A 24,710-nucleotide genomic window follows, 5' to 3' on the forward strand; every position below is an offset into this window, starting at 1 on the left:
CCCTGGTATCCCGATTCAGGTAGTGACTGGCTGGAGTGGTCAATAACCAAGCTATGCAAGTTGCCGCTATTATTAACGCAGTGTTATGTGTTGATGATAATAATTTAAAATCTGCGCGTGTTTCTGCGGCACTTTCTTTTTTTTCATACAACTCATACTTGTATATCTCCGACTCCCGGTTTTAAAGCACTTTCGGCCTTAAGTGGGCCCGCACGCACGCCTAAAATTAATGTCATCGACTGGCCATGTTGCTGTTAACGACCACTTAATATTATTAATCGACAGTACCGCTGGATTATCAAGCCGCCCAGACGGCACTTCCTTTTATTTACTTAGAGATTGAACTCATGAAACTGTCTACGTTAGTCATTGCCGGCTTGTTGTCCGTCAGTTCTGTTGCTGCCTTTGCCGAGGGCGGTTCCGATCGCACCATCGAGCATTGGCAGAAATTCCAGCTCAGCCAACAGGCCAGCCGCGAACAGGCCGAGCAGAAGACCCTGACGGCCCAGGCACAGAAAGTCGACGATGTATCGAACGGGTCGAAAGACGCCCAGCAGCAACCTGACACCTGAGTTGCAGCGGGCCAGCCGCTTCAGCGTGCAAACGCCTGCCGATAGTCACCCGGCGTTGCACCGAGGATCTGCCGGAAGCGATTGTTGAAGTGGCTGGCGCTGGCAAAACCGCAGGCCAGGGCGATCTCGCCCAGGGGCTGGTGGGTGGCGCGCAGCAGTTCGCGGGCCCGGGTCAGTCGCCGCGCCAGGACATACTGGTGGGGCGGCAGGCCAAAACTGGTACGGAACATCCGCGCAAAGTGGTATTCCGACAGCGCGCATAAGCCGGCCAACTCACCGAGGCTCAACGGCTGGCCCAACTGGCTGTCGATGTACTCCACCAGCAGGCGCCGCTGATACGCCGCCAAACCGCCTTTCAATCTCAAGCCCTGACGCAACCCCACCTGATTGAGCAACGTATGACTGAGCAGTTCATGGGCCAGGCTGCTACTGAGCAGGCGCTCTCCCGGTTCGTCCCAGTCGAGGTCGATCAATTGGCGAAAACGCCGCGCCTGCTGCGGGTCTTCCAGAAACGTGTGTTCCTGCAATTGCAGCTCACGGGGCTCACGATCCAGCAGCGTCACGCAACCGGCCGCAAACTGTTCCTGACTGAAATACAGGTGGGCCAGGCGAATACTGCCGTTGATCACCCAGCCGGACTGATGTTCGGCGGGCAGGATACACAGCTTGTCCGGGCCGCCCTTGGTGTCCGGGCGGTCGCGGCGAAAAGTCCCGGTGCCGCCGGCGATATAGCAGGACAGGGTGTGATGGCCGGGCGCCTCGTAGTCCTGGGCGTCGTGATGATTGCTCCACAAGGCCGCCGCCAGGCCGTCACCGAGCTCCGCGCTGTGCTCCAGGCGTGAATTGGGTGAGCGGTTCAGGGCTTGAAAGACTTGCAGGGTATCCAGTGCGGGCATGGTCTGTTCTCCAACGCCTTGCATCCTACTCCGTCGCGTAAAGCCCTGGCAGCCGCGGGCCGACAAAAGCGCAAGTTTTTGCAAGCGCGCAAGCGGCGTGTCCACCGACACTGAGGCCTGTCTTCTGGAGTCCGCCGCATGAACCTGTTTCTCTACCTGCTGACCGTATTGATCTGGGGCACCACCTGGATCGCCCTGAAACTGCAACTGGGGGTGGTGGCGATTCCGGTGTCCATCGTCTATCGCTTCGGCCTGGCGGCGCTGGTGCTGTTTGTCATGCTGCTGCTCAGTCGCCGCCTGCAACCGATGAACCGCCGTGGTCACCTGATCTGCCTGGCCCAGGGCCTGTGCCTGTTCTGCCTGAATTTCATGTGTTTCCTCACCGCCAGCCAGTGGGTGCCCAGTGGCCTGGTGGCGGTGGTGTTTTCCACCGCGACCTTGTGGAATGCCCTGAATGCCCGGATCTTCTTCAAGCAGAAGATCGCCCGCAATGTGTTGATGGGCGGGGCCTTGGGTCTGCTCGGCCTGGGCCTGCTGTTCTGGCCGGAGCTCTCCGGGCACACCGCCGGCCCGCACACGCTGCTGGGCCTGGGTTTGGCCTTGCTCGGCACGCTGTTTTTCTCGGCTGGCAACCTGCTTTCCAGCCTGCAACAGAAGGCCGGGCTCAAGCCCCTGACCACCAATGCCTGGGGCATGCTCTACGGCGCCTTGATGCTGGCGACCTACTGCCTGTTCCGGGGCATCCCGTTCGAGATGGAATGGAACACCCGCTATATCGGCTCCTTGCTGTACCTGGTGATTCCGGGTTCGGTGATCGGCTTCACCGCCTACCTGACCCTGGTCGGGCGTATGGGGCCGGAGCGCGCGGCCTATTGCACGGTGCTGTTCCCGCTGGTGGCGCTGAACGTTTCGGCCTATGCCGAGGGCTACCACTGGACGGCCCCGGCGCTGCTCGGGCTGGTCGCGGTGATGGCGGGCAATGTGCTGGTGTTCCGCAAACCTGCGGCGCCGTTGCGGCAGACGTCGGCCAGGGTCGCCTAAGAAACAGCACATCTATGTAGATCAGTCCCGAGTCCATGGCTGGATAACCTGACGCTTTGCACGGCGTATCAGGAAGGACAGGCCATGAACCGATCTGCTGGAAAAAGCACCGATGTCGACAGGGCGGATGAGCTGCTGGCGCAGCTTCCCGCCGAGGTCGACGACCCTTTGTTGCTGGCGTTCATGCGTCGCGACACCGACCTGCTGCACAACCAGAAGAGCTGGGCGCGGCAACAGGTCGTCGAGCAACTGGCGATTTCGTTCAAAGCGGCCATGGGGCCCTTGCATGAAGCCGAACAGCGCACCTGGCTGGGACGTTATCGCCAGTTCATGGCGGCCAGAGAGGCACTCGACGAGGAGAGCCACAAGGTCGTCGACGCCTTCGAAAAGGCCGGTTTGGCCAAGCTGCGCGAACGCCTGCGACAAGCTTCGGGCCTGGACCTCGACCCGCTCAGCACCTATCTCCATACCGTGATCGATTCGCCAACGCAGGTCCGCCAGCCCCAGGGGGATGGCCCGCCGGTGCAGGTGGAATCGTTCGAGCGGCGCATCGGTACGGTCACGGTCTCGACCATGACCTTGTGGCAAGCCGCCTGTCTGAATTTCGCCTTCTCCGATTCCAGCTACGCCAACCTCAAGCGGCGCTGGATTTCCTCCGACAAAAAAGTCGATATCAACGACCGGCGCTGGTTGCTGGCGACGCAGACCTTTGTCCAGATCGTCCGTGAGCTTGATCTGGGGGCCGTGCTCAAGCCCCATGTGGCGCAGGCCATGGGCGTGGACGAGCCATTGCCGCAGTCGATACTGGCGTTTGCCCACGCCGCGATTCACTTCGGCCTGTATGACGCGGCCCGGCAGCCGACCATCACCGGCATGACCTACGCCGCCTTCGTAGCCTTCAGGGATGAACTGACGGCGGCTCGCCCTCGGCTCAAGGGCTCCTATGTTGCACTGCGCCTGCCCGGTGGTCTGCAAGCGCGGCTGGACCGGGTGCTGGAGTCCATTGAAAGCGAGTGGCTGCATCTGTTCGATATCGAGCGTGAGCCCCTGGAGCTGATCTACCTGCCGCTGCAAGTCTTTGTGGTACCGGGCCAGCAGGGGCTTTACAGCTTTTGCGGCGACCGTCCCGGGGCCGCCATGCGCTACCACGATTCAACCGCTGCGTTCGAGCGGGACTTCAAGGCGCAACTGGAAAATGACAGTCGCAGCGGACAGCTGGGCTGGTTGCTCTCCTCGTTGGCTTTCAAGCAGCAGCACCAGTTCTGGCAATGGCTCAAGGATCACGCCAGGACCAAGCCCCTGAGCTGGATGTCGACCTTCGAAGACGTCTACCGCTGGCTCTGGTCGGGGGAGGGCATTGAGGCACTGACATTCGAGTATGGCGATACGCCCGCCGATTCCAGCCCCGGCCAGGTTCTGGCCGGGTTCTATGCCTGGCGTTTTCGCTTGAATACCGAAGCCATCGCGGTGGCAAAGACCGAACACGATCTGCAAGCCGTCAAGGAGGGCTTTCTTGAGGTCATGAACCTGCTGCTGAACGTTCTGATGTTGCCGGTGCCGGGAGGTTTCGGGGCTCTGGGGCGGATGCTCGCGGTGGTCATGTTTGCCCAATTGGGTGTGGGGCTGGCCGATGGCATCCTGGCGACTTTCCAGGGGCGCCCCAGGGCGTTGGGGCAGGCGCTGGCCAACGTCGGCCTGGCGATCCTCGCCGGGGGTGTGCTCGGCTATGCCGGACACGTCCTGGAGCGCAAGCTTCAGGCCTTGTCCCTGGAGCTTTGGCGCTGGCGCAAGGTGACAGCGGCCCAGGGGCCGCCCCGGCTGTGGAAGGTCGACCTGAGCGGTTATGCCGTTTCCGTGAAGGGCTTGCGGGAACGCTTTGCTGCCGATGAGCGCGGGCTCTTCGAGGAGAGTGAAGCGCTGTTCGGCATGGTGCGCGAGCCCGGCGGCCTGATTCCGGTCAGGCTGGAATACGACATCGTGCTCAAGCGCTATGTGGCGGTCGCGCCCGAGCCTTCGGGATTCCGCCCGCCCATGCGCTATGAAAGGCAAGCGCGCAGCTGGGTGGTGGACCTGGATGACAGCCATACCCTGAGCGAAGCCCGTTGGCTGGAACGGATGATGGTCCAGGGTAATGCCGAACAGGCCGAGACGCTGTTGCAGATCAGCGGTGTTCGCCGTGAGGTGTTGCAAGAGGTCTGGGCGGGTGGCTTGCCACCGGCGTCGCTGGCCGAGGCCGAGCGCCGCCGACAGATCGACGCCGGCCTCGATGCGTTGATCGGCGGCAGTGATGCGCGGCTGAGCTTGCCGGTGGAGGCCGAGCGTGCCCTGTTCTGCCTGTTGCCGCGGCTGTCCGATTGGCCCGAAACCACCGGGTTGTTTATCCACGGACCCGAGGGCGAGTTGTTGGCGGTCCATGGTCGCCAGGCGCGACCGGCCGACTTCGAGCACAGAGTGGCGATCCGGCGGTTGGAAGAGGGCGGGTATATCGAGCAGCCGGCCGATCCATTGCAGGTTCCCGACGGTCTTGCCCATGAAGACGGGGTGCAGGCGTTGATCCTCGGCCTGTTGCCCGACGGCTGTCCGCTCAAGGGCGACTTCCAGCCCTTTGTCCGGCGCCAGTGGAACAAGGCGATACGCCAGCAAGTCAACGCTCTGGCTCGGCTTGAACGCCTCGGGTTATTCGAGGTACTCGGCAGTCACGACGGCCTGGATCGTTCTACCTCGCGATCCCCCGCCCGCCATTTCCTCTCACTGGTCACGCCGTCCCTGCCGCCCCTGGTGCTCAAGCTCCAGGCCTTGTATCCCGCGCTGTCACTGGCGCGCATCGGTGAGTATCTACGGCACGTGAGCCTGGCGCCGCAGCCGCTCCAAGGGTTTCTGGAAAGCGGCCAATTGCCTGGGGCGCAGGCCCGTGCGTTGGCCGATGCACAAGCCATGACCCGCCTGGGCCGGGCGCTGGACGGAATCCATCAGGCCCGCTCGTTTCACCGCGACACCGATCAATGGTTGCAACTGGCCGGCGAGTTGTTGGTTCGCGAACGACTGGCAACGACCCTGTGCCCTCGGGTCTCCACCAGCCCGACTCACGACAGTTTCTACCTCGCCCTGGCGGCGCTGTTCACCCCCCATGAATTGAGCCAGTTGGGTGTGACCTCGGCGACCGACGTGAAGGCCTTGCGCACACTGCTCGCCGGCGTCCTGGAGCGTCGGCGGGCGGCCGACGGGCGTATTTTGCTGCCGGTCGAACGTTGCCGGGAGACGCTCGTCCTGCCGGCGACCCTGATGCCTGATGAAGCCGGTCTCTACCGACACGACGACAACACCTACCTGTCGCTTGAGGGCGGTCTCTACCGCATTGAAAATACCGGCTTGCCCGAGGATTGGCGGATCAACCCCAGCGATCTGCCGGGTGCCTATACACCGCGTCTGGAACATAACGGCGCCAGCGCCTGGTGGCACGAGTTCGAAGACCCGCTGGGTTGGGAGGGGCCGACGGCGTTTCGTCGCCTGGGTGGGCAGGCGGCGTCGTTTTCCGAGGCGGTTGCCCGGCAGATCCTGGCGGTCAGCGATACCTCGGACAGCCTGTTGCGCCAGACGATTTTCTGCAATCAACCTCCTCCTGCGTTCCTGCTGTCGGTCATGCAACGCTTCAGGGACCATCTGGATATCGAGCAGCACATCGCCGCGCTGACATGGCGTTCGACGCAACTGCCGGCGCTGTTCAAAACCGCGCTTGATGGTCTCAGCGTCGCTGATGAACTGTGGCTGGGCCTCGATCCGGGTGTGTCGGCAAGCCAGGCGATCGGTTACTTGCTGCGGCGCCTGGCGCTGGACCCGCGACGTGTCCGGCAGGTACTGGCCGACGGTCTGGCCGGTCAGCGGGCCCAGACCGCAGAGCCTTTGGTGAGTCAGTTGGAGCAGGCCTTTGCGGGGCTGCCAGGTGGGGTGGCCGAGGAGATGCTGGAACACAGCGAATCCTGGCAACGCCGACTGCTCACCGACTCGCGACGGATACCGCTGGCGTTGGCCGAAGAGGCCCGCTGGTGGTGCGAGGAAGCCATCCTGGGCCAGGCTCTCACGGGGTTGAGCCCCGACGGGTTGAGCAATCCCCATAGCGATCAGATCCTGTTGACGGTGCTCAAGGCACTGCCGGGTTGGCCGGATAGCGCCCGGATTGAAATCCGCGAGACGGGAGTCGACGGCCCGCTGCTGGACAGCAGCGGGCGCGGCGATACCGACAAGCGCCGGGTGGTGGTCAAGCGGCCCGACGGTTATGAGGCGTTTATCGTCGATGGCGAGCAGGTTTCCCGTCAGGGAGCGGTGCAGAGCGACCTGCTCCTGGCCTTGTCCCGAGTGGTACGGGATCTGCCCGCGCGCCTGCCCTGGGGGGGAGCGCAAGGGCCGGAGGCGCTGTTGAAAAACCTGATCGGCCAGCAGGCGATTCGCCTGCGCGCCGAACTGCGCCAGCGACTCGGGTTGCGTCCCACGCCGGGCTGGGCGTCGCTGCCGCGCCGTCTGGTGCGTCAGCGCGACGGTCAGATTGGCATCGCGATGAGTGGACGTGGCAGGAATCTGCCGGAGGTGCAGATGTTTGCCCGGTTGAAAAAACTCTATCGCGGCGCCACTCAGCAGGAGTTGTTCGACCAACTGCGCTCGGCGGGCCGCACGAACGCCGAGCAACGGCTGGCGGTCGAGGCGTTGGAGCGCGACTACAGCACCTTGAAGAGCGAGTTGGTGAGCTGGGTCAACATGCCGCGAGGCGTCGACGGACTGGTATGGGACGCCAACTTCAGGATGCGCGTGGCCATGGCGTGCAGGATCAGGCGTTGCTGGCGTTGGGAAAGTCGCAATCTCATGGGCGGCCTGTTGTTGCTCGAAGGCTTCGTGATCAAGCAGATGCCCAGTCTCAGCGTATCGTTCAGCCACGTGACCCAGTTGCTGGTGCGTGACATGAACCTGGATATCAGCTACGTGAATGGGTTCCTGCGCGCGTTTCCGGCCTTGAAGCACCTGCGCCTGTATGGCGCCGGCCTGAAGCGTCTGCCTCCGGAGATTGGTCAGATGACGGCGCTGGAAGAACTCGACCTGGAGGACAACCGGATTGTCCTGACCGAGGCGGCGGTCTTGCAACTGGCAGGGCTGCAGCGCTTGAAGAGTCTGAACCTGCGTGGGAATCCATTGAAGCTGCTACCCGAGTTCGGTGCCCTGACCCATCTGCAATCACTCGACCTGAGCCGGACCGGCATGGATTCATGGCCCTCGGGTACGCTCTTTCTCAAGCACCTGGCCTACATGAATCTGGCCGATAACCGGATCCGCCAAGTCCCCAATGCCTTGCTCTCGGCTTCACCGCTGATCAAGCGTGGCGTGCGTCTGAATGGCAATCCGCTGGAGCACGACGTGCTCGCCAAGCTAGCGGTCGAAGCCCGGGAGCAAAGGGGTGAGGGGATTACCTTCGGGCTGTCCGCCGGCCAGCTTGCGGGCCCCGTCGGGATCGAGGCCTGGGGTTCGGTCGTGGGGCGCAGCGATGAGCAGCACCAGGTCTGGCAACGGGTCCGCGATGAGCCGGACGCCGACGTGCTGTTCGATTTTCTCGACCAATTGAGTGCCTTGGCGGCCTTTTATGAGCCGCAGTTTTCCGCCGCACGGAGCAATCTGACACGGCGTGTCTGGCGGATGCTCGAAGCGGCGGCCGAAAGTGCGGATTTTTGCGAGCAACTCTTCGTCCGGCAACAGGTGTTGGCGGCCGGGGGGATGGGCAGTTTGCAACTGTTCAATGAACTGGAGTTCGCGGTGCTCTGCCGCCAGGCCTTGAACGAGGTCGACAAAGCCACGGCCCAGGCCCGGCTGCTGCGTTTGCTCAAAGGCAAGTTCCGCTTGCAGGTGCTCTGGGACAAGTCCGCCGACCTCAGTATTTATCGGACTTATTGGGAGCTGTTGGGCACACGGCTGGAGTTGCCCGATCTGTTCAACGAACGCTTCTACAAGGAGCGGGTGGTGTTGAGCGACGCTCAGCTCGAGGCCATGGTCGAGCAGGTCCGGCGACGGGAAACGGCGGTGAAGGGGGCGCTTGGCCTGCATCGTTACCTGACGGAGGATATTGCCTGGCGCAGGTTTCTCGAGCGGGCCTATGGCGAGGATTTCCAGTCGTTGTCCGAACAGGAGCGTCATGCCCGCATCGACACGTTGACGATCAACGCCTTGAGTGACACGGCACCTGTCGTATTTAGTTAGAGCCGGTGCCCGGGGCGAGAGGGCTAGGCTGGGCTTTTCCAGCAATGAAAAGAGCAGCCATGGACGACTCCCACCCCCTTCCCGACCCCGGCGTCGGGCTTGAGACCCAATCGCTCATCGACGAACAACAACGCTTTGTGCATTCGCGGGAGAGTTGGCGACTCGCGGACATCGGCAACCATCTGCTGTCCGTTTCCGCCACCGCGATGGAGCCCCTGAACGAGGTCGAGCGGCTGACCTATGCCAGCGCGTTTCGCTACCTCAACGACATGACCCGGGCGGTCGAAGCCGAGAATCGCAAGCTTGGCAGCGCCTTCGAGCAGGATGGGCTCAAGCGCCTGCGTGAGGCCTTGCGCGAAAGCACCGGGCGCGACCAGGATCCGCGCAAGGTCTATATCCATACCCTGCACATGGAGTTCAAGGACAGCGATTGGCAAACCGGCCGCCGCAGCAAGCGGGCCTACGACCCCAATGCGCCGCTGGCCCATGTCTACAGTTTGTCGCTCTGGCAGGCGGCCTGCCTGAACTTCGGCTTCGGCGATCTGTTCAGCTCCGAGCGGGTGCGTGCCAGTTGGATCGATGAGCGACCCGGCCCCGGCTATCAATGGGGATTCGCGCCCCATGACATCCTCCAGGTCAGCACGATGCCGATCCTCGATTTCGTCAACATCGCCCGCGCTCTGGATCTCGGGCGCGATCTCAAGGCCCGTGTGGACAAGGCGCTTGGCGAGGGTGGTGTGCTGGGCCAGCGCCTGGAGCAGATGGCCTGGGCCGAGATCGTGTTCAACCCCTATGAGGCTTATCGCAATGGTGCATCCAGCGGGGTCACCCATGCACCCTTCACTGTCCTGCGTCATGCGTTATGGAGCGCGCCGCAGACCGTGACCGTGAATGCCGTCTCGATCCGGCTTCCGGACAACGAAGTCGTGGTCATTCTGAAAAAGGTCAACCTTTCCTATCAACTGGGCAAGGCGCTGTTCGGCGAGAGCGACGTGATCTCCAGTTTTCTCGAACTGCCGTTGTTCACCTTCGAAATCGAGCGCTTCGACGGGGTTTTCAGTTACTACCCCAATCGACTGGGAGGGGCGTTGCGTTACCACAGCGACACCTCAACCTTCGAGACCGAGTTCAAGCAGCAGCTCAAGGACGACAATGCACAAAAGCGCCTCAATTGGTTTCTGGCGCCATTGAGTATCAAGCAGCAGGCCGTTGTGCGCGATATCGTCACCGAGCATCCCCGGCCGGAAGGGCTGAACGCGGTGACCGGCGGGCTATACGATGCCTTCCATTGGGCGTTTCCTGCGCCGGTACTCGAAGCACTCCAGTGGAATTACCAGGCGCTGACGAGCACGCCCGCGCAGGCGTTGAGAGACTACTACCTGCAACGTGACCGGCAGAACCTCAACGAACTGGCGGTCGAGCGCTCGGTGCAGGATTGGCGGGCCTTCATCGAGGGTGCCAGTGCGGTCCTGGATGAAGTGCTCGGGCTGTTGCTGTTGCCGGTGCCGGGAGGGTTGCGCGGCATGGGCCGGGTTGTGCAGATCGCCCTGTTCGGAACCCTGGGCTACAACTTCATCCAGGGCCTCACGGAGGCGGCAAAAGGGCGGCCGGAGCAACTGGCGCAGTCGGTCGTCGATATCGGCAATCTGTTGATCAGCGCGGGCCTTCATCGCAACGCGGTGAAATGGTCGATACGCCGTCACCGCGAATTGCAGCGTTGCCTGGGCGCCGCGCACCGGATCCAGGTGGCGGGCAACCATACCCTCTGGGCTTCGCGGTTGGACCGTTATGTCAGCGTGAAAATCGGCCTGCTGCATGGTGAGTCGGTCCGCGAGCCAGGGGTGATCGAACGGGGCGGCAAGCGATACGGCGAGCTGCGGGTCGATGGCGAACGGCAGGCGTTCGAGCTGGCCTACGATCCCGTCTCCAAGGAATACACCCTGGTGCATCCGGACCCCGGCGTATACCGCCCGGTGGTGAACTTCGACCCGCAGTTGCGGCATTGGCAGCTGGCGCTGGACAACCCCGAGCCGCCGACCCTGAGTCAACTGGGCGAACGACTGTTGCCGGGTGGGCCGTTGACGAGTCGCGAATTTGCCCGCTTGAACCGGATCAGCGGGACCACCTCGCAGACCCTCCAGCAGGTCTGGAAGGGCGAGCCGGCGCCCGCCGCGCTGGTCGACACGGTCAAACGGCATAACATCGACCGCGCCCTGCAGGCCTTGAGCGCACCGTTGGTGTCGCGGTCGCCCTTGCCCGAGGAAGCGGATCGGGCGTTGTTCTCGGCGTTGACGCAACTGCCGGACTGGCCGGACGACCTGGCCCTGAGTATCCATGACCAGCAGGGCGCGCTGCTGGAGGCCTACGGGAAACAGGACCGCTTGGCCGAACATGGCCGGCGTGTGTCGATACGCCGCCTGGCGGATGGCGGGTATGTGGATCACGGGGCGCCGGAGACCATCGCCGATCACGATCTGGGCCCGGTGGGGTTGATTCTCGGGTTATTGCCGAGCGATGCGGCGCTGGCCCGGCCCCTTTCGCCCAGCCAGGCATTTTCGAGCCGGGTGGTTATCCTCAGGCGACGGATCGTTGATCTGGTGACCCGTGAGAGACCCCGACTGTTCGAAACCCTGAGCCGCTATCCGGGGCAGCTGAAGTCCGAGCGGCCGGAGTTGGCGCCGGGTCTGCGCAAGTTTCTCCCGGTGGCGCGAGCGCCGCGATCGGCGTTGTTCGAAAAGGTCCTGGCCCTGCATCCCGACCTGTCTCCCGCACGTGCTGCCGAGTGGTTGCGCAGCCCGTCATTGACGGCCGCCGAGCGTGCCGGCCTGCTGACTTCGGGCCTGTTGCCCGAAGGTCCTCGTCATGCCCTCGCGCAAGCGGCCAGAAGTCAGGGCCTGGAACAGTCGCTCGATGGTATTTATCAGCGTCGGTCGTGGAATCTGTCGACGGATGCCTGGGCGCGTGAAGGCATGGCGGCGCTGTTGTGGCAAAAACTGGGGATGACCCTGGAGATTACCGAGGTCCGGCCAGGGCAAACCGTGGCGCCGGTTGCCGCGGATCCGGCGGCCAGGCGGGTGTTGTTGCACCATCACGGGCAGGGCCGCTATGGGGTATTCGATACCCTCAGCCAATCTGAGCGCCCGGTCCCGGCGGGCGATGACAATTTCTACAAGGCCTTCAACGCCGCGTTGCCGCGTGACGATCAGATCCGGCTGGGGATCAACGATGTGACGGCGGACAATGCCGGGTTATTGCGGCGCGACACCGGGGACGCCCTGACGGACCGGCGCACCGATGACGGTGATATACGGCCCTGGAACGATTCGGCGCACGCTTACCGGCAAGCCTTCGACCTGCCTGCCGAGCTGGAGCCCGATCCGCTGGGGCTGTATCGCTGGCGGGAGAAAACCTGGTTGCCCTTGGATGACGGGCTGTTCGAGGCCAATCGGAATCCGCTCCTGGACGAATGGGGCATCGAGCATCCGCGCTTGCCTGGAGCCTATCGGCTTGAGCTGGAGCACAACGACGCCGGTGCCTGGTGGCACGAGCAGGAACAGCCGCTGGAGTGGGAAGGGCTGAAGCTGTTTCGGCGTCTGGGTGATCGGGCAGCGTCGCAGTCCGATGAGTTGGCGCGGCACTTGATGGCGATCTGTGATGTCAGCGAGGACCAGTTGCGCAAGGTTCATGTGACCCGTTCACGGGCGCCGGGGCTGCTGATGGATACGTTGCAACGGGTGGACAGTCATGTGCGGGTCGGCGACAGCCTCGACCGGCTGAGCACCACCGGCAAGCTCGACCAGGTTCTGAGCCGGGCGCTCGAACAGTTGGGCGACTCGGAACGCCGCGCACTCTTCGGCGAGAGTGAGCGTGACGAAGCGAGCCGTGTGCAGGCGCTGATGGACAAAAAACGCGAGGACGCCCAGGCACTCAAGACCCTGCTGGGCAACGCACTTGAGCGGGCCCGGGCGCCCGCCAGCGATCCGTCGACGGCGCTGATTCGCCGGCTGTTTCCCGGTTTGCCAGAGCGGGTGGCCCGGGAAATCGTCGAACAGGCCGATGACGAACAGCTTCGAGAGATGGACACCGGCAAGCTGCCCCTGGCGTTGGGGCAAGAGGCCCGTTGGTGGATTCAGGATGTCCGGCTCGGTCGGGCGCTGGAAGGTTTTCAGGTCGACAGCCTGATCAATGGCGACAACGACCGGCTGGCCTTGCATCTGCTCGAACATCTACCGGAATGGCCGGCAGACCTGCGCATCGAGATCCGCGAGACCTCGGCGTCGGGGGCGCTGCTCGACGGCCTGGGCAGTACTGATGCGTCCCAGCGCGCATTGATCGTCAAGTCCGCCGAAGGCTATGCGCCTGGCGCCGACCAGGGCAATGGCCTGCGCCCGGTGAGTCGCAACCTGATTCCCTCGATCATGGCCGCCTTGCCTGCGCCTGTGCGCCGGGCGCTGGTCCCCAGCGGCCTTGCCAGCCAACTGCGCCGCGACCTGGCCGGTGTCGCGGTCGGCGACCGTGGACGAGCGAAGCGTCTGTTGGGCATGCGCCCCGAGATCCCCGGTTTTGTGCCGCCACAGCGTCTTGCCGATGGCCGGGTCGGCTATGAACTGAGCGGCGGTGAAGGGCGGCACAATCGGCAATTGACGCGTTTCAGAAACCTGTATTCGGGCTATTCCTATGCCGAAGCGTCTCGACAGCTGGCGCTGCTGGGCGAGAGTTTCGCCAGTCGCGATGGGGTGATCCGTCAACGCGTTCAGGAGCTGGATGCGCTCAGGGGCGATCTCAAGCGCTGGCGCCAGACCCGGTATAACGCTGAATCACAGGCGCATTTGTATCAGTTCGCCAAACGCATCAAGCAGTGCTGGCGCCGGGAAACCTTGCGAGCCCCCGCTCAGAGCAGTGGCGAGTCCGGTTACCTGCTGAGCCTGGACCGCCTGGAGGTCAGTCGCTTTCCGTTGTTTCCCAGAGCTGCCGACTTTTCCCACGTCACGCGCTTGTCGATGCGCAGTATGAAGGTCGAGGCGCCGGTGTTTCTCGACCAGTTCCTGCGTCAGTTCGTGTCATTGCAGGAGCTGGATCTGTCCTACAATCGCCTGTCCGATTTTCCTGTATTGGAAGGCTCGATGCGTGAGCTGCGTCGGCTGAAGCTGGCGCATAACCGTATTGTCTTTCCCCAGGGCGGTCATCAGCGCCTGGCCAGCATGAGCGAACTGGTTCAACTGGACCTGAGTGACAATCCGCTGTGGCATTCGCCCGATCTCACCGAGCTGCATTTGCTGAGAAAACTGGACCTGCGCAATACCCAGATAGAAACCCTGCCTGACGGAATCGAGCAGCTGCACCAACTGACTTTTGCCAACTTGAGTAATAACCGTATTCGGAATATTTCGGGGCGAGTCCTTGCCGGCTTCGCGGCCGCCAGGCCCGAGAACGTTGAACCGACAGCGGTTGCGCTGACCCACAATCCGCTTTCAGGCAATACACGACGACGCCTGCAATATTTCAAGCTGAGTCATCCGGATAATCGCTTCGGCTTTGATGTGCCTGAGCTGGAGGGGCTCGATCTGTGGTTATGGGAACAGTCTGCCAGCCGCGACGATGCGCTTGCGCAGGCCTGGCATAGCTTGTCCGCCGCCTCGGGGGAGGAGTTCCTGCTTTTTTTCCGCGAGTTGGCGAAGCTTCCCGAACTGTATCTGGAGAGCAAGGATACGATTCGCGAAAACCTGATCGAGCATCTGCAGTACGTCCTCTCTTCTGCCGCACGGAACCCGGAGTTGCGCAGCCAGCTATTCGATATCGTCCACTACGGTGGGCTGGGTGACTCGACGGCCTTCGAGATTTTCAGACGGCTGCAGTTGGAGGCGTTTTATGCGTTCGCCCGCCGTCAGACCGAGGTAAGTATGAGGGAGCAGAGGGTCTTTGTGCTGGCCCGGGGAGAGTTCCGCTACTTCACCTTGCACAATGAGGTGTACAGACAGAACGTCCAGTATCCGGAGGAACGCTTTCGGGCGTATGCCTCCGACCTCGGCGAGCTTCACCTGCCGCCGCTGTTTCTTGATGACGTGGTGCCGAGGAGCGTTGATCCAAGGGCGGTCGAGTCCATGCGCCGGCTCGTCCTGGACGCCGAAGCGGAGCGAGGGCTGGACAGTATATTGATGAGCAACCGTCATTGGCAGGCGTTCCTGAAGGACAGCCATATCAGCGAGCACGACCGGCTCTTTGGCGAGTTCTTCGACTATGAACCCTTGGAAGGCGAGACCACGCAGGACTACAGGGACCGTGGCGAAGCGTTGCAGCGTGAGTACCTGAAGCGCTGTGAAAACTGGCTGCGCATCCTGACGCGCCAGGCACTGCCCAGGCTCTTTCGGGTCAACATCGACGCCGGGCAGGATTAATCCTGCCCGGCGTCCGTTCAGCCTTTCCAGACCTGGGGATTGACCAGGTCGCGCGGGCGTTCGCCCAACAAGGCGCTGCGCAGGTTGGCCAGCGCCCGATTGGCCATGGCTTCGCGGGTTTCGTGGGTGGCCGAACCGATATGCGGCAGGGTCACGGCGTTCTTCAGCTGGAACAACGGCGACTCGGCCAGCGGTTCTTTCTCGTAGACGTCGAGGCCGGCGCCACGCAGGGTGCCGTTTTGCAGGGCCTGGATCAGCGCCGCTTCGTCCACCACCGGACCCCGGGAGATGTTGATCAGGATCGCGTCGGACTTCATCAGGCCCAGTTCGCGATGGCTGATCAGGTGGCGAGTCTTGTCGCTCAAGGGCACCACCAAGACCACGAAGTCGGACTCGGCCAGCAAGGCGTCGAGGCTGCGGAACTGCGCGCCGAGTTGCTGTTCGAGGTCCGGCTTGCGGCTGTTGCCGCTGTAGAGAATCGGCATATTGAAGCCGAGGTGACCACGACGGGCGACGGCGGCGCCGATATTGCCCATGCCGACGATGCCCAGGGTCTTGCCGTGCACATCGCCGCCGAACAGGGCCGGGCCGACGCTGGCCTGCCATTGTCCGGCCTTGGTCCAGGCGTCCAGTTCGGCGACCCGGCGGGCGCTGCTCATGAGCAGGGCGAAGCCCAGGTCGGCGGTGCTTTCGGTGAGCACGTCGGGGGTGTTGGTGAGCATGATCCCGCGTTCGTTGAAGTAGGCCAGGTCATAGTTGTCGTAGCCGACCGAGACGCTGGAGACCACTTCGAGCTTGCCGGCGTTTTCCAGCTGGGCGCGCCCGAGCTTGCGGCCGACGCCAATCAGCCCGTGGGCGTGGGGCAGGGCTTCGTCGAATTGGGCGTTGAGATCACCGCGTTTCGGATCCGGGACAATCACTTCGAAATCCTGGCGCAGGTGCTCGACCATGGCAGGGGTGACACGGCTGAAGGCGAGTACAGTCTTTTTCATCGCGGGGCTCATCGAACGGCGGGAATGCCAAGCACGCTATCATTTTTCGCCGGATCCTGCCTCGCCTGCGATCTCAAGCCTGGCCGAGATGCAATTTGAAGCCGAGCGCGGACGTGTGGCGAGCGGGCTTGCCCCAATGCCAGTCAGTTAAGAACCATCTCAAGCCTGGCCGAGACTTGTGGCGAGCGGGCTTGCCCGCGCTCGGCTGCGAAGCAGTCGCAAAATCTATCATCGTGTTCTACCTGACACATCACGATCACTGGTTTTGGGGCCGCTTCGCAGCCCAGCGCGGGCAAGCCCGCTCGCCACAGGACCGCGCTCGGCTTCAAATTTTCTTAACTGACTGGCATTAGGGCTTGCCCGCGCTGGGCTGCGAAGCGCCCCTAAAACCAGAGAACTCGTTCCACCTGATACAGCGAGGTGTCAGGTTTTACGACTGCTGCGCAGCCGAGCGCGGGCAAGCCCGCTCACCACAAGGGAAATCGCCTGCGATCAGGTTGCGATCCGCACGTGCCCCAGTTCATACGCCGCCAATTCGGCCTGATGACTCGCGAGGATCTCCGGCAAGGTACTGCGCAGGTACTCGACCCAGGTCTTGATCTTGGCATCCAGATACTGGCGCGACGGATAGATCGCATACACATTCAGTTCCTGCGACCGATAGCTGGGCATCATCCGCACCAGGCTGCCGTTGCGCAGCCCTTCAATCGCCGCATACACCGGCAACACGCCAACCCCCATGCCACTGGTGATCGCCGCCTTCATCGCATCGGCGGAGTTGACCAGGAACGGCGACGTCGCAATGTTCACCGCTTCCTGACCATCCGGGCCATCGAAGGCCCAGCGGTCCAGGGCGATCACCGGGCTCACCAGGCGCAGGCAGGCATGGTTGAGCAGGTCGCTGGGGCGCTGCGCGCAGCCGTTGGCTTTGACGTAGGCCGGCGAGGCACACACGATGCTGTAGGTGATCCCCAAACGCTGGGAGACAAAACCCGAGTCCGGCAGCTCGCTGGCCAGCACGATGGACACGTCATAACCTTCGTCGAGCAGATCCGGCACACGGTTGGCCAGGGTCAGGTCGAAGGTGACATCCGGATGGGTCTTGCGATAACGGGCGATGGCGTCAATGACGAAATGCTGGCCGACCCCGGTCATCGAGTGCACTTTCAACTGCCCGGCCGGACGCGCATGGGCATCGCTGGCCTCGGCTTCGGCTTCCTCGACATAGGCCAGGATCTGCCCGCAGCGCAGCAGGTAACGCTTGCCGGCCTCGGTCAGGGCGATGCGGCGGGTGGTGCGGTTGAGCAGGCGGGTTTGCAGATGGGCCTCAAGAGCCGAGACCGCGCGCGAGACGTTGGCCGTCGTGGTGTCCAGTTGCACGGCGGCGGCGGTGAAGCTGCCGGCTTCGGCCACGCAACTGAAGGCGCGCATGTTTTGCAAGGTGTCCATGGGGTGCTCTCTGGGGTGACGGCAAATTGTGACACGAAGTAACGGTGTGAAGGGCATACGACCAAGGGATTATCGCGTTAACGGTAACAAAGATTCACAGAAAGGCCATCTTATCGCCTGACGGGCCGCCCCCTAGAATTGCACGCATTCACCGCTGGGCTGTGGGAGCCGGCTTGCTGGCGATCCGCCGAAGGCGGCCATTGATGACGGATGTGTGGCGTTAATGAAATCGCCATCGCCAGCAAGCCGGCTCCTACGGGTTCGGTGTTTCACCACACAATACCGTCAGCCCCCGTAGGGGCAATCCACCTCGCTTAATCTCAGGAATTCGCAGCAGTGCCGCGTCGCATCAGCAGAGAGCTGAAGACTCTCAGTGTTTGGGCTTTATCCTTGGCTATCAGCGGCTGCATCGGAACCGGAGGTATTGCCCCGCAGGGCCACACCCTGGCGGCCAACACCTTGCTCACCGACGAAGCGATCCAGAGTGCCGAGCGCGATGCGCACTGGCCGGCGGCGCAGTGGTGGCAAGCTTATGGCGATCAGCAGCTCAACCAATGGATCGTCCGCGCCGTGCAAGGCAGCCCGAGCCTGGCCATGGCCGCTGCCCGCGTGCGTCAGGCCCGGGCCCTGGCCGGCCTGGCCGAGTCTGCCGAGTCCGTGCAGATCAAGGGTGACGCCGCGCTGAAACGCCACAACTGGGCCAACGACCAGTTCTACGGCCCTGGCGAACTGGCGAGCACCACCACCTGGGACAACAACGCCAGTCTCGGCCTGAGTTATTCCCTGGACCTCTGGGGCCGCGAAAGCAATGCCAGCGAACGCGCCGTGGACCTGGCCCATATGAGCGTCGCCGAAGCACGGCAAGCCCAGCTCGAATTGCAGAACAGCATCGTCCACGTCTATATCCAGCTGTCGTTGCAATACGCCCAGCGCGATATCGTCGAGGCCACCCTCAAGCAGCAGATGCAGATTCTCGAACTGGCGCAAAAACGCCTGAACGGCGGCCTCGGCACCCATTTCGAAGTCAGCCAGGCCGAGACGCCGCTGCCGGAAACCCATCGCCAGATCGACTCGCTGGACGAGGAAATCGCCTTGAGCCGCAATCAACTGGCGGCCCTGGCCGGTGCCGGTCCGGGGGAGGGCGCGCGGTTGCAGCGCCCGTCGCTGTCCCTGCACACCGCGTTGAAACTGCCCTCGGCACTGCCCGCGCAACTGCTCGGCCAGCGTCCGGACGTGGTCGCCAGCCGCTGGCAAGTGGCGGCCCAGGCCCGTGGCATCGATGTCGCCCACGCCGGCTTCTATCCCAACGTCGACCTGGTCGGCAATCTCGGCTACATGGCCACCGGCGGCGGCATGCTGGAGTTTCTCACCGGCCAGAAATTCAACTATGGCGTCGGCCCGGCGGTGTCCCTGCCGATCTTCGACGGTGGTCGCCTGCGCGCCGAGTTGGGCGAAGCGGCGGCGGGCTACGACATCGCCGTGGCGAAATACAACCAGACCTTGGTCAACGCCCTCAAGGGTATTTCCGACCAGTTGATCCGCCGCGAGTCCCTGGACAAGCAGCAGGTGTTCGCCGCCCAGTCCGTGGCCTCGGCGCAGAAAACCTACGACATTGCCATGGTCGCCTACCAACGGGGTCTGACCGATTACCTCAATGTGCTCAACGCCCAGACCCTGCTGTTTCATCAACAGCAGGTCGAACAGCAGGTCCAGGCCGCGCGCCTGAGTGCCCATGCCGAACTGGTCACCGAGTTGGGTGGCGGGCTGGGCGCGGGCAATGACGTGCCGGCCGAGAGCCGCACCGTGGCGAACAAACCTCCAGCGGTGCTGGCCGCCTTCGATCACTGAGAAACGTTTCATGACTCCCTTGCCCGCCCCGGTGCGCTGGCTGTACTCCCTGGAATGGCGTCGCGGCTTCTTCGACTGGGCCCGTAGCGACGGTGTGACCTGGATCTATATCTTCAAGGTCCTGGCCGCCGCCTTCCTCACCTTGTGGCTGGCCATGCGCCTGGAGTTGCCGCAGCCGCGCACGGCGATGATCACCGTGTTTATCGTGATGCAGCCGCAGAGCGGCCATGTCTTCGCCAAGAGTTTCTACCGCTTTCTCGGCACCCTGGCCGGGTCGGCGGTGATGGTGGCGCTGATCGCCCTGTTCGCCCAGTACACCGAACTGTTCCTCGGCGCGTTGGCGATCTGGGTCGGCCTGTGCTCGGCCGGCGCGCAACGCAACCGCAACTTTCGCGCCTACGGTTTTGTCCTCGCCGGCTACACCGCCGCGATGGTCGGCCTGCCGGCGCTGGCCCATCCGGAAGGGGCCTTTATGGCGGCGGTCTGGCGGGTGCTGGAAATCTCCCTGGGGATTCTCTGTTCGACCCTGGTCAGCGCCGCGATCCTGCCGCAAACCTCCAGCGCCGCCATGCGCAACGCCCTCTATCAGCGCTTCGGGGTGTTCGCCGGATTTGTCAGCGCCGGCTTGCGCGGCCGTCATCCGCAGGCCGCCTTCGAAGCCGCCAACGTCGGCTTTATCGCCCAGGCGGTGGGCCTGGAAGGGCTACGCAGCGTCACGGTGTTCGAAGACCCGCACATGCGTCGGCGCAACGGTCGGCTCAATCGGCTGAACAGCGAGTTCATGACCCTCACCACCCGCTTCAACGCCTTGCACCAGTTGCTTGAGCGGCTGCGCAGCCGGGGCCGGGTCGAAGTGCTGGCGGCCGTCGAGCCGGGCTTTCCCGGGTTGGGCACATTGCTCGACGACTTTGCCGGCCGCGCCCTGACCGATGCCGATGCCCAGCGCCTGGCGACCCGCCTGGCCGACTACAAGCTGGGGTTGCCGGAGCAGGTCCGCAGCCTGCGGGCGAGTTTCCTGCACAGCGCACCGAGCGAAGACGACCTGCTGGATTTCCACACCGCCTACGAGTTGCTCTATCGCTTTGTCGAGGAACTGCACAGCTACGCCCTGACCCACGCATCCCTGGCCGATCATCGCCACGAACGGGAACAGTGGGACGAGCCCTATGTGCCGAAAACCAACTGGCTCGCCGCGTCGGCGTCGGGCCTTCGTGGCGCGTTTATCCTGATCGTGCTCGGCAGCTACTGGGTGGCGACCGCCTGGCCGAGCGGCGCGACCATGACCCTGATCGCCGCCGCCACCGTGGGCCTCTCCGCCGCGACGCCGAACCCCAAGCGCATGGCCTTCCAGATGGCCTGCGGGACCTTGCTCGGTGCGGTGATCGGTTTTGTCGAAATGTTCTTCGTGTTTCCCTGGATCGACGGTTTCCCGCTGCTGTGCCTGATGCTCGCCCCGGTGATCGTGCTGGGCGCCTTTCTCGCCTCACGACCGGCTTACGCGGGCATCGGCCTGGGCCTGCTGATCTTCTTCAGCACCGGTTCGGTGCCGGACAACCTGACGATCTACAACCCCTACGCCTTTATCAATGACTACATCGCCATGGTCATCGGCATGCTGGTGTGCGCGGCGGCGGGGGCGATCATCCTGCCGCCCAACAGTCGCTGGCTGTGGCGGCGCCTGGAGCAGGACCTGCGTGAACAGGTGGTGTTTGCCATCAGCGGCAAGCTCAAGGGCTTGGGCTCGACCTTCGAAAGCGGTACCCGCGACCTGCTGCACCAGGCGTATGGCCTGGCCGCCGGACAACCGAAAGTACAGAGCCAACTGCTGCGCTGGATGTTCGTGGTGCTGGAGGTCGGCCACGCCATTATCGAGCTGCGCAAGGAACAGGCGATTTTGCCGGTGCACCCGGCCTATGCCGAATCGCAGCCATGGCGCCAGTCGATCCGCGTCATGGGCCGGGCGCTGATGCGCCTGTTTATCCAGCCCAACGCGAGCAACCTGGAACGTGGGCTGCTTGCCGTGGATCACGCCATCAGCCGGGTCCAGGCCACCGACGAACCTTTTGCCCGGCACTTCGACACCTCGGCCCTGCGCCGGGTGCAGAGCTACCTGCACTTTATCCGCACCTCATTGCTGGACCCGCAATCCCCGCTGGCCGCGCTGGGCCGTCCACAAGGAAATCCCCATGCTCCGTGAAATCGCCTTCCAGGGCGTCTATATGCCGACCATGACCCTGATGTTCCTGATCGCGGCGGGGTTGGGCTGGGCGCTGGACCGGTTTATCGCCAGCCATGACCTGTACCGTTTCTTCTGGCACCCGGCGTTGCTGCGCCTGAGCCTGTTCTGCTGTTTGTTCGGCGCCTTGGCGCTCACTGTCTACCGTTGAGAACGACCTGATGAAAAAGCTTTTCAGCCTGATCGCCACCTTGCTGGTCCTGGCCCTGGCGATCTGGATCGGCCGGGTCTTGTGGGTCCAGTACATGGAAACCCCCTGGACCCGTGACGGCCGGGTGCGTGCCGACATTATCAACGTCGCCGCCGACGTTACCGGTGAGGTGGTGGAGGTGCCGGTGCGCGACAACCAGCAGGTGAAAAAGGGCGATTTGCTGATGCGCATCGACCCCGAGCACTACCGCATTGCGGTCAAGCAGGCGCAGTCATTGGTGGACTCGCGCAAGGCCACCTGGGAGATGCGCAAGCTCAATGCCCATCGCCGCGCCGACCTGGACAACCTGGTGATCTCCAAGGAAAGCCGCGACGACGCCAGCAACACCGCCGACGCGGCCCTGGCCGATTACCAACAGGCCCAGGCGCAACTGGAGGCGGCGCAGTTGAACCTGGCGCGCACCGAAGTGCGGGCGGCGGTGGACGGTTACGTCACCAACCTCAATGTGCACCGTGGCGACTACGCGCGAATCGGCGAGGCGAAGATGGCGGTGGTCGATATGAACTCGTTCTGGGTTTATGGCTTCTTCGAAGAGACCAAGTTGCCGCATCTCAAGGTGGGTGATCCGGCGCAGATGCAGTTGATGAGCGGCCAGGTGCTCAAGGGGCATGTGGAGAGTATTTCGCGGGGTATCTATGACCGTGACAACCCTGAAAGTCGTGAATTGATTGCCGATGTGAACCCGACGTTCAACTGGGTGCGCCTGGCCCAGCGGGTGCCGGTGCGGATTCATATCGACCAAGTGCCGGACGGCGTGCTGTTGGCGGCGGGGATTACCTGCACGGTGATTGTTAAACCGCCGGGGGAGTGAGGGCAGCCGGTTGATGCTGCGTTGCCAGTGCCGGCCTCATCGCTGGCAAGCCAGCTCCTACAAAGACCTCGGCAGCACGATATTTTTGTGGTGAGACGCGATCCTGTAGGAGCCGGCTTGCCGGCGATGGCGTCCGCAAGAGCACTGCAAGACTCAAGGGCCTCATCGCTGGCAAGCCAGCTCCTACAAAGACCTCGGCAGCACGATATTTTTGTGGTGAGACGCGGTCCTGTAGGAGCCGGCTTGCCGGCGATGGCGTCCGCAAGAACACTGCAAGGCTCAAGGGCCTCATCGCTGGCAAGCCAGCTCCTACAAAGACCTCGGCAGCACGATATTTTTGTGGTGAGACGCAGTCCTGTAGGAGCCGGCTTGCCGGCGATGGCGTCCGTAAGAACACTGCAAGGCTCAAGGGCCTCATCGCTGGCAAGCCAGCTCCTACAAAGACCTCGGCAGCACGATATTTTTGTGGTGAGACGCGGTCCTGTAGGAGCCGGCTTGCCGGCGATGGCGTCCACAAGAACACTGCAAGACTCAAGGGCCTCATCGCTGGCAAGCCAGCGCCTACAAAGACCTCGGCAGCACGATATTTTGTGGTGAGACGCGGTCCTGTAGGAGCCGGCTTGCCGGCGATGGCGTCCGCAAGAGCACTGCAAGGCTCAAGGGCCTCATCGCTGGCAAGCCAGCGCCTACAAAGACCTCGGCAGCACGATATTTTTGTGGTGAGACGCAGTCCTGTAGGAGCCGGCTTGCTGGCGATGGCGTCAGCAAGGACAGCGCCAGCCCCAAGGGCTTCATCGCCGGCAAGCCAGCTCCAAGACCCGGGTCGGCCACAGATTTTCTGTGCGCTGAAGTCCGGTCGTGTTATCAGGCGCCGCTGATGGTGTTGACGCTGGTGATTCTGCCGTTCCAGATCATCTCGTAATGCGCGGTCTGGATGATCGATGAAACCGGGCGCGGGGTCATCAGTGCCCAACAGTGCTGGCCAGGATTACGCACGGATCGGTAGCGCAGCCCAGGGCATCCGCCATCCTTTATCGCCTTGCCCAACGCGTGAGCGTGGCTGTAATCGTCCGGGGCATAAATGGGATCTGCCATCGGGATGACAACCGCATCTTTCATCGCCGTATCGGTGAACTGGCAGGACAGGCCCCGAAAAACAAATCGCTCGTAGTTGAGGCCCTGCACCTTCGACCAGTAGTGGTTCTGATGGTGCAGGACTTCGGCCAGCGCCGTTTCCATGGTATCGGCCACGTATAGCACGCCAAAGCGGCCATCGCTGAACCGCGACCCGGCGGGATTGACGTGGGTGAACGGCGCCGTTGCATAGGCGCACCCCGGAATACCAAAGGGGATTTCTTCGCGCGCGATCAGCTCCAGCCGCCCCAACTCGTTCTGCAGCCTCGGATTGGTAAGCGCCTGAATCTGGTACAGGACCTCAAACTCGTCGGCATCCGCCACGTCATCGAACAACGCAATGGGCGGGAATTTGGAATTGACCAATCGGTAGGCCGGCAAGTGGTCGCCGGGTAATACAGGTAGATCGCTTGCTATCACCATTGCGCGCCTCGCAGCACGTCAATCCGCCGAAACGTCTCGTACAGCGAGATCATGTCGCCCTGGGACATGATCTCAAGCGGGGTACGCCCGTTGAAAAATGCGTTGTCGTTCGCCATCGCCGGAAAACCATACACGTTCTCGGGATTGTCGAAGACAATGCGCAAGGCTGCGTGGATGTTCAGGACAAAGCTGATTCGTTGCATCTGGTCCGAGTCCAGGCTGACGGACCAGGCGGGATCACGCTGTTTGGCACGGGTGTAGGTGCTGCGGGAAATACGCAGGATATGGCAGGCCTGATCACTCGACGCCTGCCATTTTTCGAGAATGCCCACGGCGGCCCGCAGACCCGCCACGCACTGGTCTTTGGTAAATCCTTGTGCTGGGAGGGTGACTGTCATGACGACTACCTTGAAATTAATCTACAGATTCAAAAATATCAAAATAGGGTCTGTAGATCAAGTTCGCTTG

The 24,710-nt window shown here is 62.9% G+C and carries 13 protein-coding genes; 8 read left to right on the top strand and 5 right to left on the bottom strand.

The window, feature by feature from the left end; genetic code table 11:
- Nucleotides 1–347 precede the first annotated feature (347 nt).
- Nucleotides 348–572 (top strand): hypothetical protein, encoded by a 225-nt coding sequence (locus HX866_RS01035; protein WP_177093141.1) that lies wholly within the window; start codon nt 348–350, stop codon nt 570–572.
- Nucleotides 573–592: 20 nt separating this feature from the next.
- Here the strand turns inward: HX866_RS01035 and HX866_RS01040 are convergent, their stop codons facing one another.
- Nucleotides 593–1,468: a helix-turn-helix domain-containing protein gene (locus tag HX866_RS01040; RefSeq protein WP_177104549.1), complete on the bottom strand. Its 876-nt coding sequence runs from the start codon at nt 1,466–1,468 to the stop codon at nt 593–595.
- A gap of 138 nt (nt 1,469–1,606) precedes the next feature.
- Here HX866_RS01040 and HX866_RS01045 point away from each other — a divergent pair, with 138 nt between their 5' ends.
- The 3 genes from HX866_RS01045 to HX866_RS01055 all read left to right on the top strand — a co-directional run bounded on the left by HX866_RS01045 (nt 1,607) and on the right by HX866_RS01055 (nt 15,138).
- Nucleotides 1,607–2,509 carry a DMT family transporter gene (locus HX866_RS01045; RefSeq protein ID WP_177093139.1) on the top strand — a complete coding sequence of 301 codons (903 nt, stop codon included), beginning with the start codon at nt 1,607–1,609 and terminating at the stop codon, nt 2,507–2,509.
- A gap of 84 nt (nt 2,510–2,593) precedes the next feature.
- On the top strand, nt 2,594–8,743 hold the full coding sequence (locus HX866_RS01050; protein WP_177137764.1) for an NEL-type E3 ubiquitin ligase domain-containing protein: 6,150 nt from the start codon (nt 2,594–2,596) through the stop codon (nt 8,741–8,743).
- Between the two features lie 59 nt (nt 8,744–8,802).
- Complete coding sequence (locus HX866_RS01055) at nt 8,803–15,138, top strand: NEL-type E3 ubiquitin ligase domain-containing protein (RefSeq protein WP_177137765.1); 6,336 nt, start codon at nt 8,803–8,805, stop codon at nt 15,136–15,138.
- Nucleotides 15,139–15,155: 17 nt separating this feature from the next.
- Here HX866_RS01055 and HX866_RS01060 read toward each other — a convergent pair whose 3' ends face one another.
- Entirely contained in the window at nt 15,156–16,130 is a 975-nt protein-coding gene (locus HX866_RS01060) for a 2-hydroxyacid dehydrogenase (protein ID WP_177093136.1), read from the bottom strand.
- 492 nt (nt 16,131–16,622) lie between these two features.
- The gene (locus HX866_RS01065; protein WP_177093135.1) at nt 16,623–17,579 is read right to left on the bottom strand and encodes a LysR family transcriptional regulator; all 957 of its coding nucleotides are present in this window, start codon (nt 17,577–17,579) and stop codon (nt 16,623–16,625) included.
- Between the two features lie 336 nt (nt 17,580–17,915).
- On the opposite strand from HX866_RS01065, the gene HX866_RS01070 reads away from it, so the two are divergent.
- Genes HX866_RS01070 through HX866_RS01085 form a run of 4 tightly spaced genes read left to right on the top strand, consistent with a single transcriptional unit; the run spans nt 17,916 to nt 22,685 of the window.
- Nucleotides 17,916–19,427 carry an efflux transporter outer membrane subunit gene (locus HX866_RS01070; protein WP_177137766.1) on the top strand — a complete coding sequence of 504 codons (1,512 nt, stop codon included), beginning with the start codon at nt 17,916–17,918 and terminating at the stop codon, nt 19,425–19,427.
- A 10-nt stretch (nt 19,428–19,437) separates the two neighbouring features.
- Entirely contained in the window at nt 19,438–21,624 is a 2,187-nt protein-coding gene (locus tag HX866_RS01075) for an FUSC family protein (RefSeq protein ID WP_177137769.1), read from the top strand.
- Nucleotides 21,614–21,814: a DUF1656 domain-containing protein gene (locus tag HX866_RS01080; RefSeq protein WP_177093132.1), complete on the top strand. Its 201-nt coding sequence runs from the start codon at nt 21,614–21,616 to the stop codon at nt 21,812–21,814. Before HX866_RS01075 ends, HX866_RS01080 begins: the two co-directional genes overlap by 11 nt.
- Nucleotides 21,815–21,824: 10 nt before the next feature.
- Nucleotides 21,825–22,685, top strand: a complete 861-nt coding sequence (locus HX866_RS01085) for an efflux RND transporter periplasmic adaptor subunit (protein ID WP_177137771.1) — start codon at nt 21,825–21,827, stop codon at nt 22,683–22,685.
- 864 nt (nt 22,686–23,549) lie between these two features.
- Here the strand turns inward: HX866_RS01085 and HX866_RS01090 are convergent.
- Both HX866_RS01090 and HX866_RS01095 read right to left on the bottom strand, forming a co-directional pair.
- Complete coding sequence (locus HX866_RS01090; protein WP_177125096.1) at nt 23,550–24,242, bottom strand: RES family NAD+ phosphorylase; 693 nt, start codon at nt 24,240–24,242, stop codon at nt 23,550–23,552.
- A complete protein-coding gene (locus tag HX866_RS01095; RefSeq protein WP_177093129.1) occupies nt 24,236–24,640 on the bottom strand; it encodes an antitoxin Xre-like helix-turn-helix domain-containing protein in 405 nt (134 codons plus the stop codon). Before HX866_RS01095 ends, HX866_RS01090 begins: the two co-directional genes overlap by 7 nt.
- Nucleotides 24,641–24,710 lie beyond the last annotated feature (70 nt).

The sequence above is a fragment of the Pseudomonas gingeri genome (assembly GCF_013386165.1).
Classification (GTDB): domain Bacteria; phylum Pseudomonadota; class Gammaproteobacteria; order Pseudomonadales; family Pseudomonadaceae; genus Aquipseudomonas; species Aquipseudomonas gingeri_C.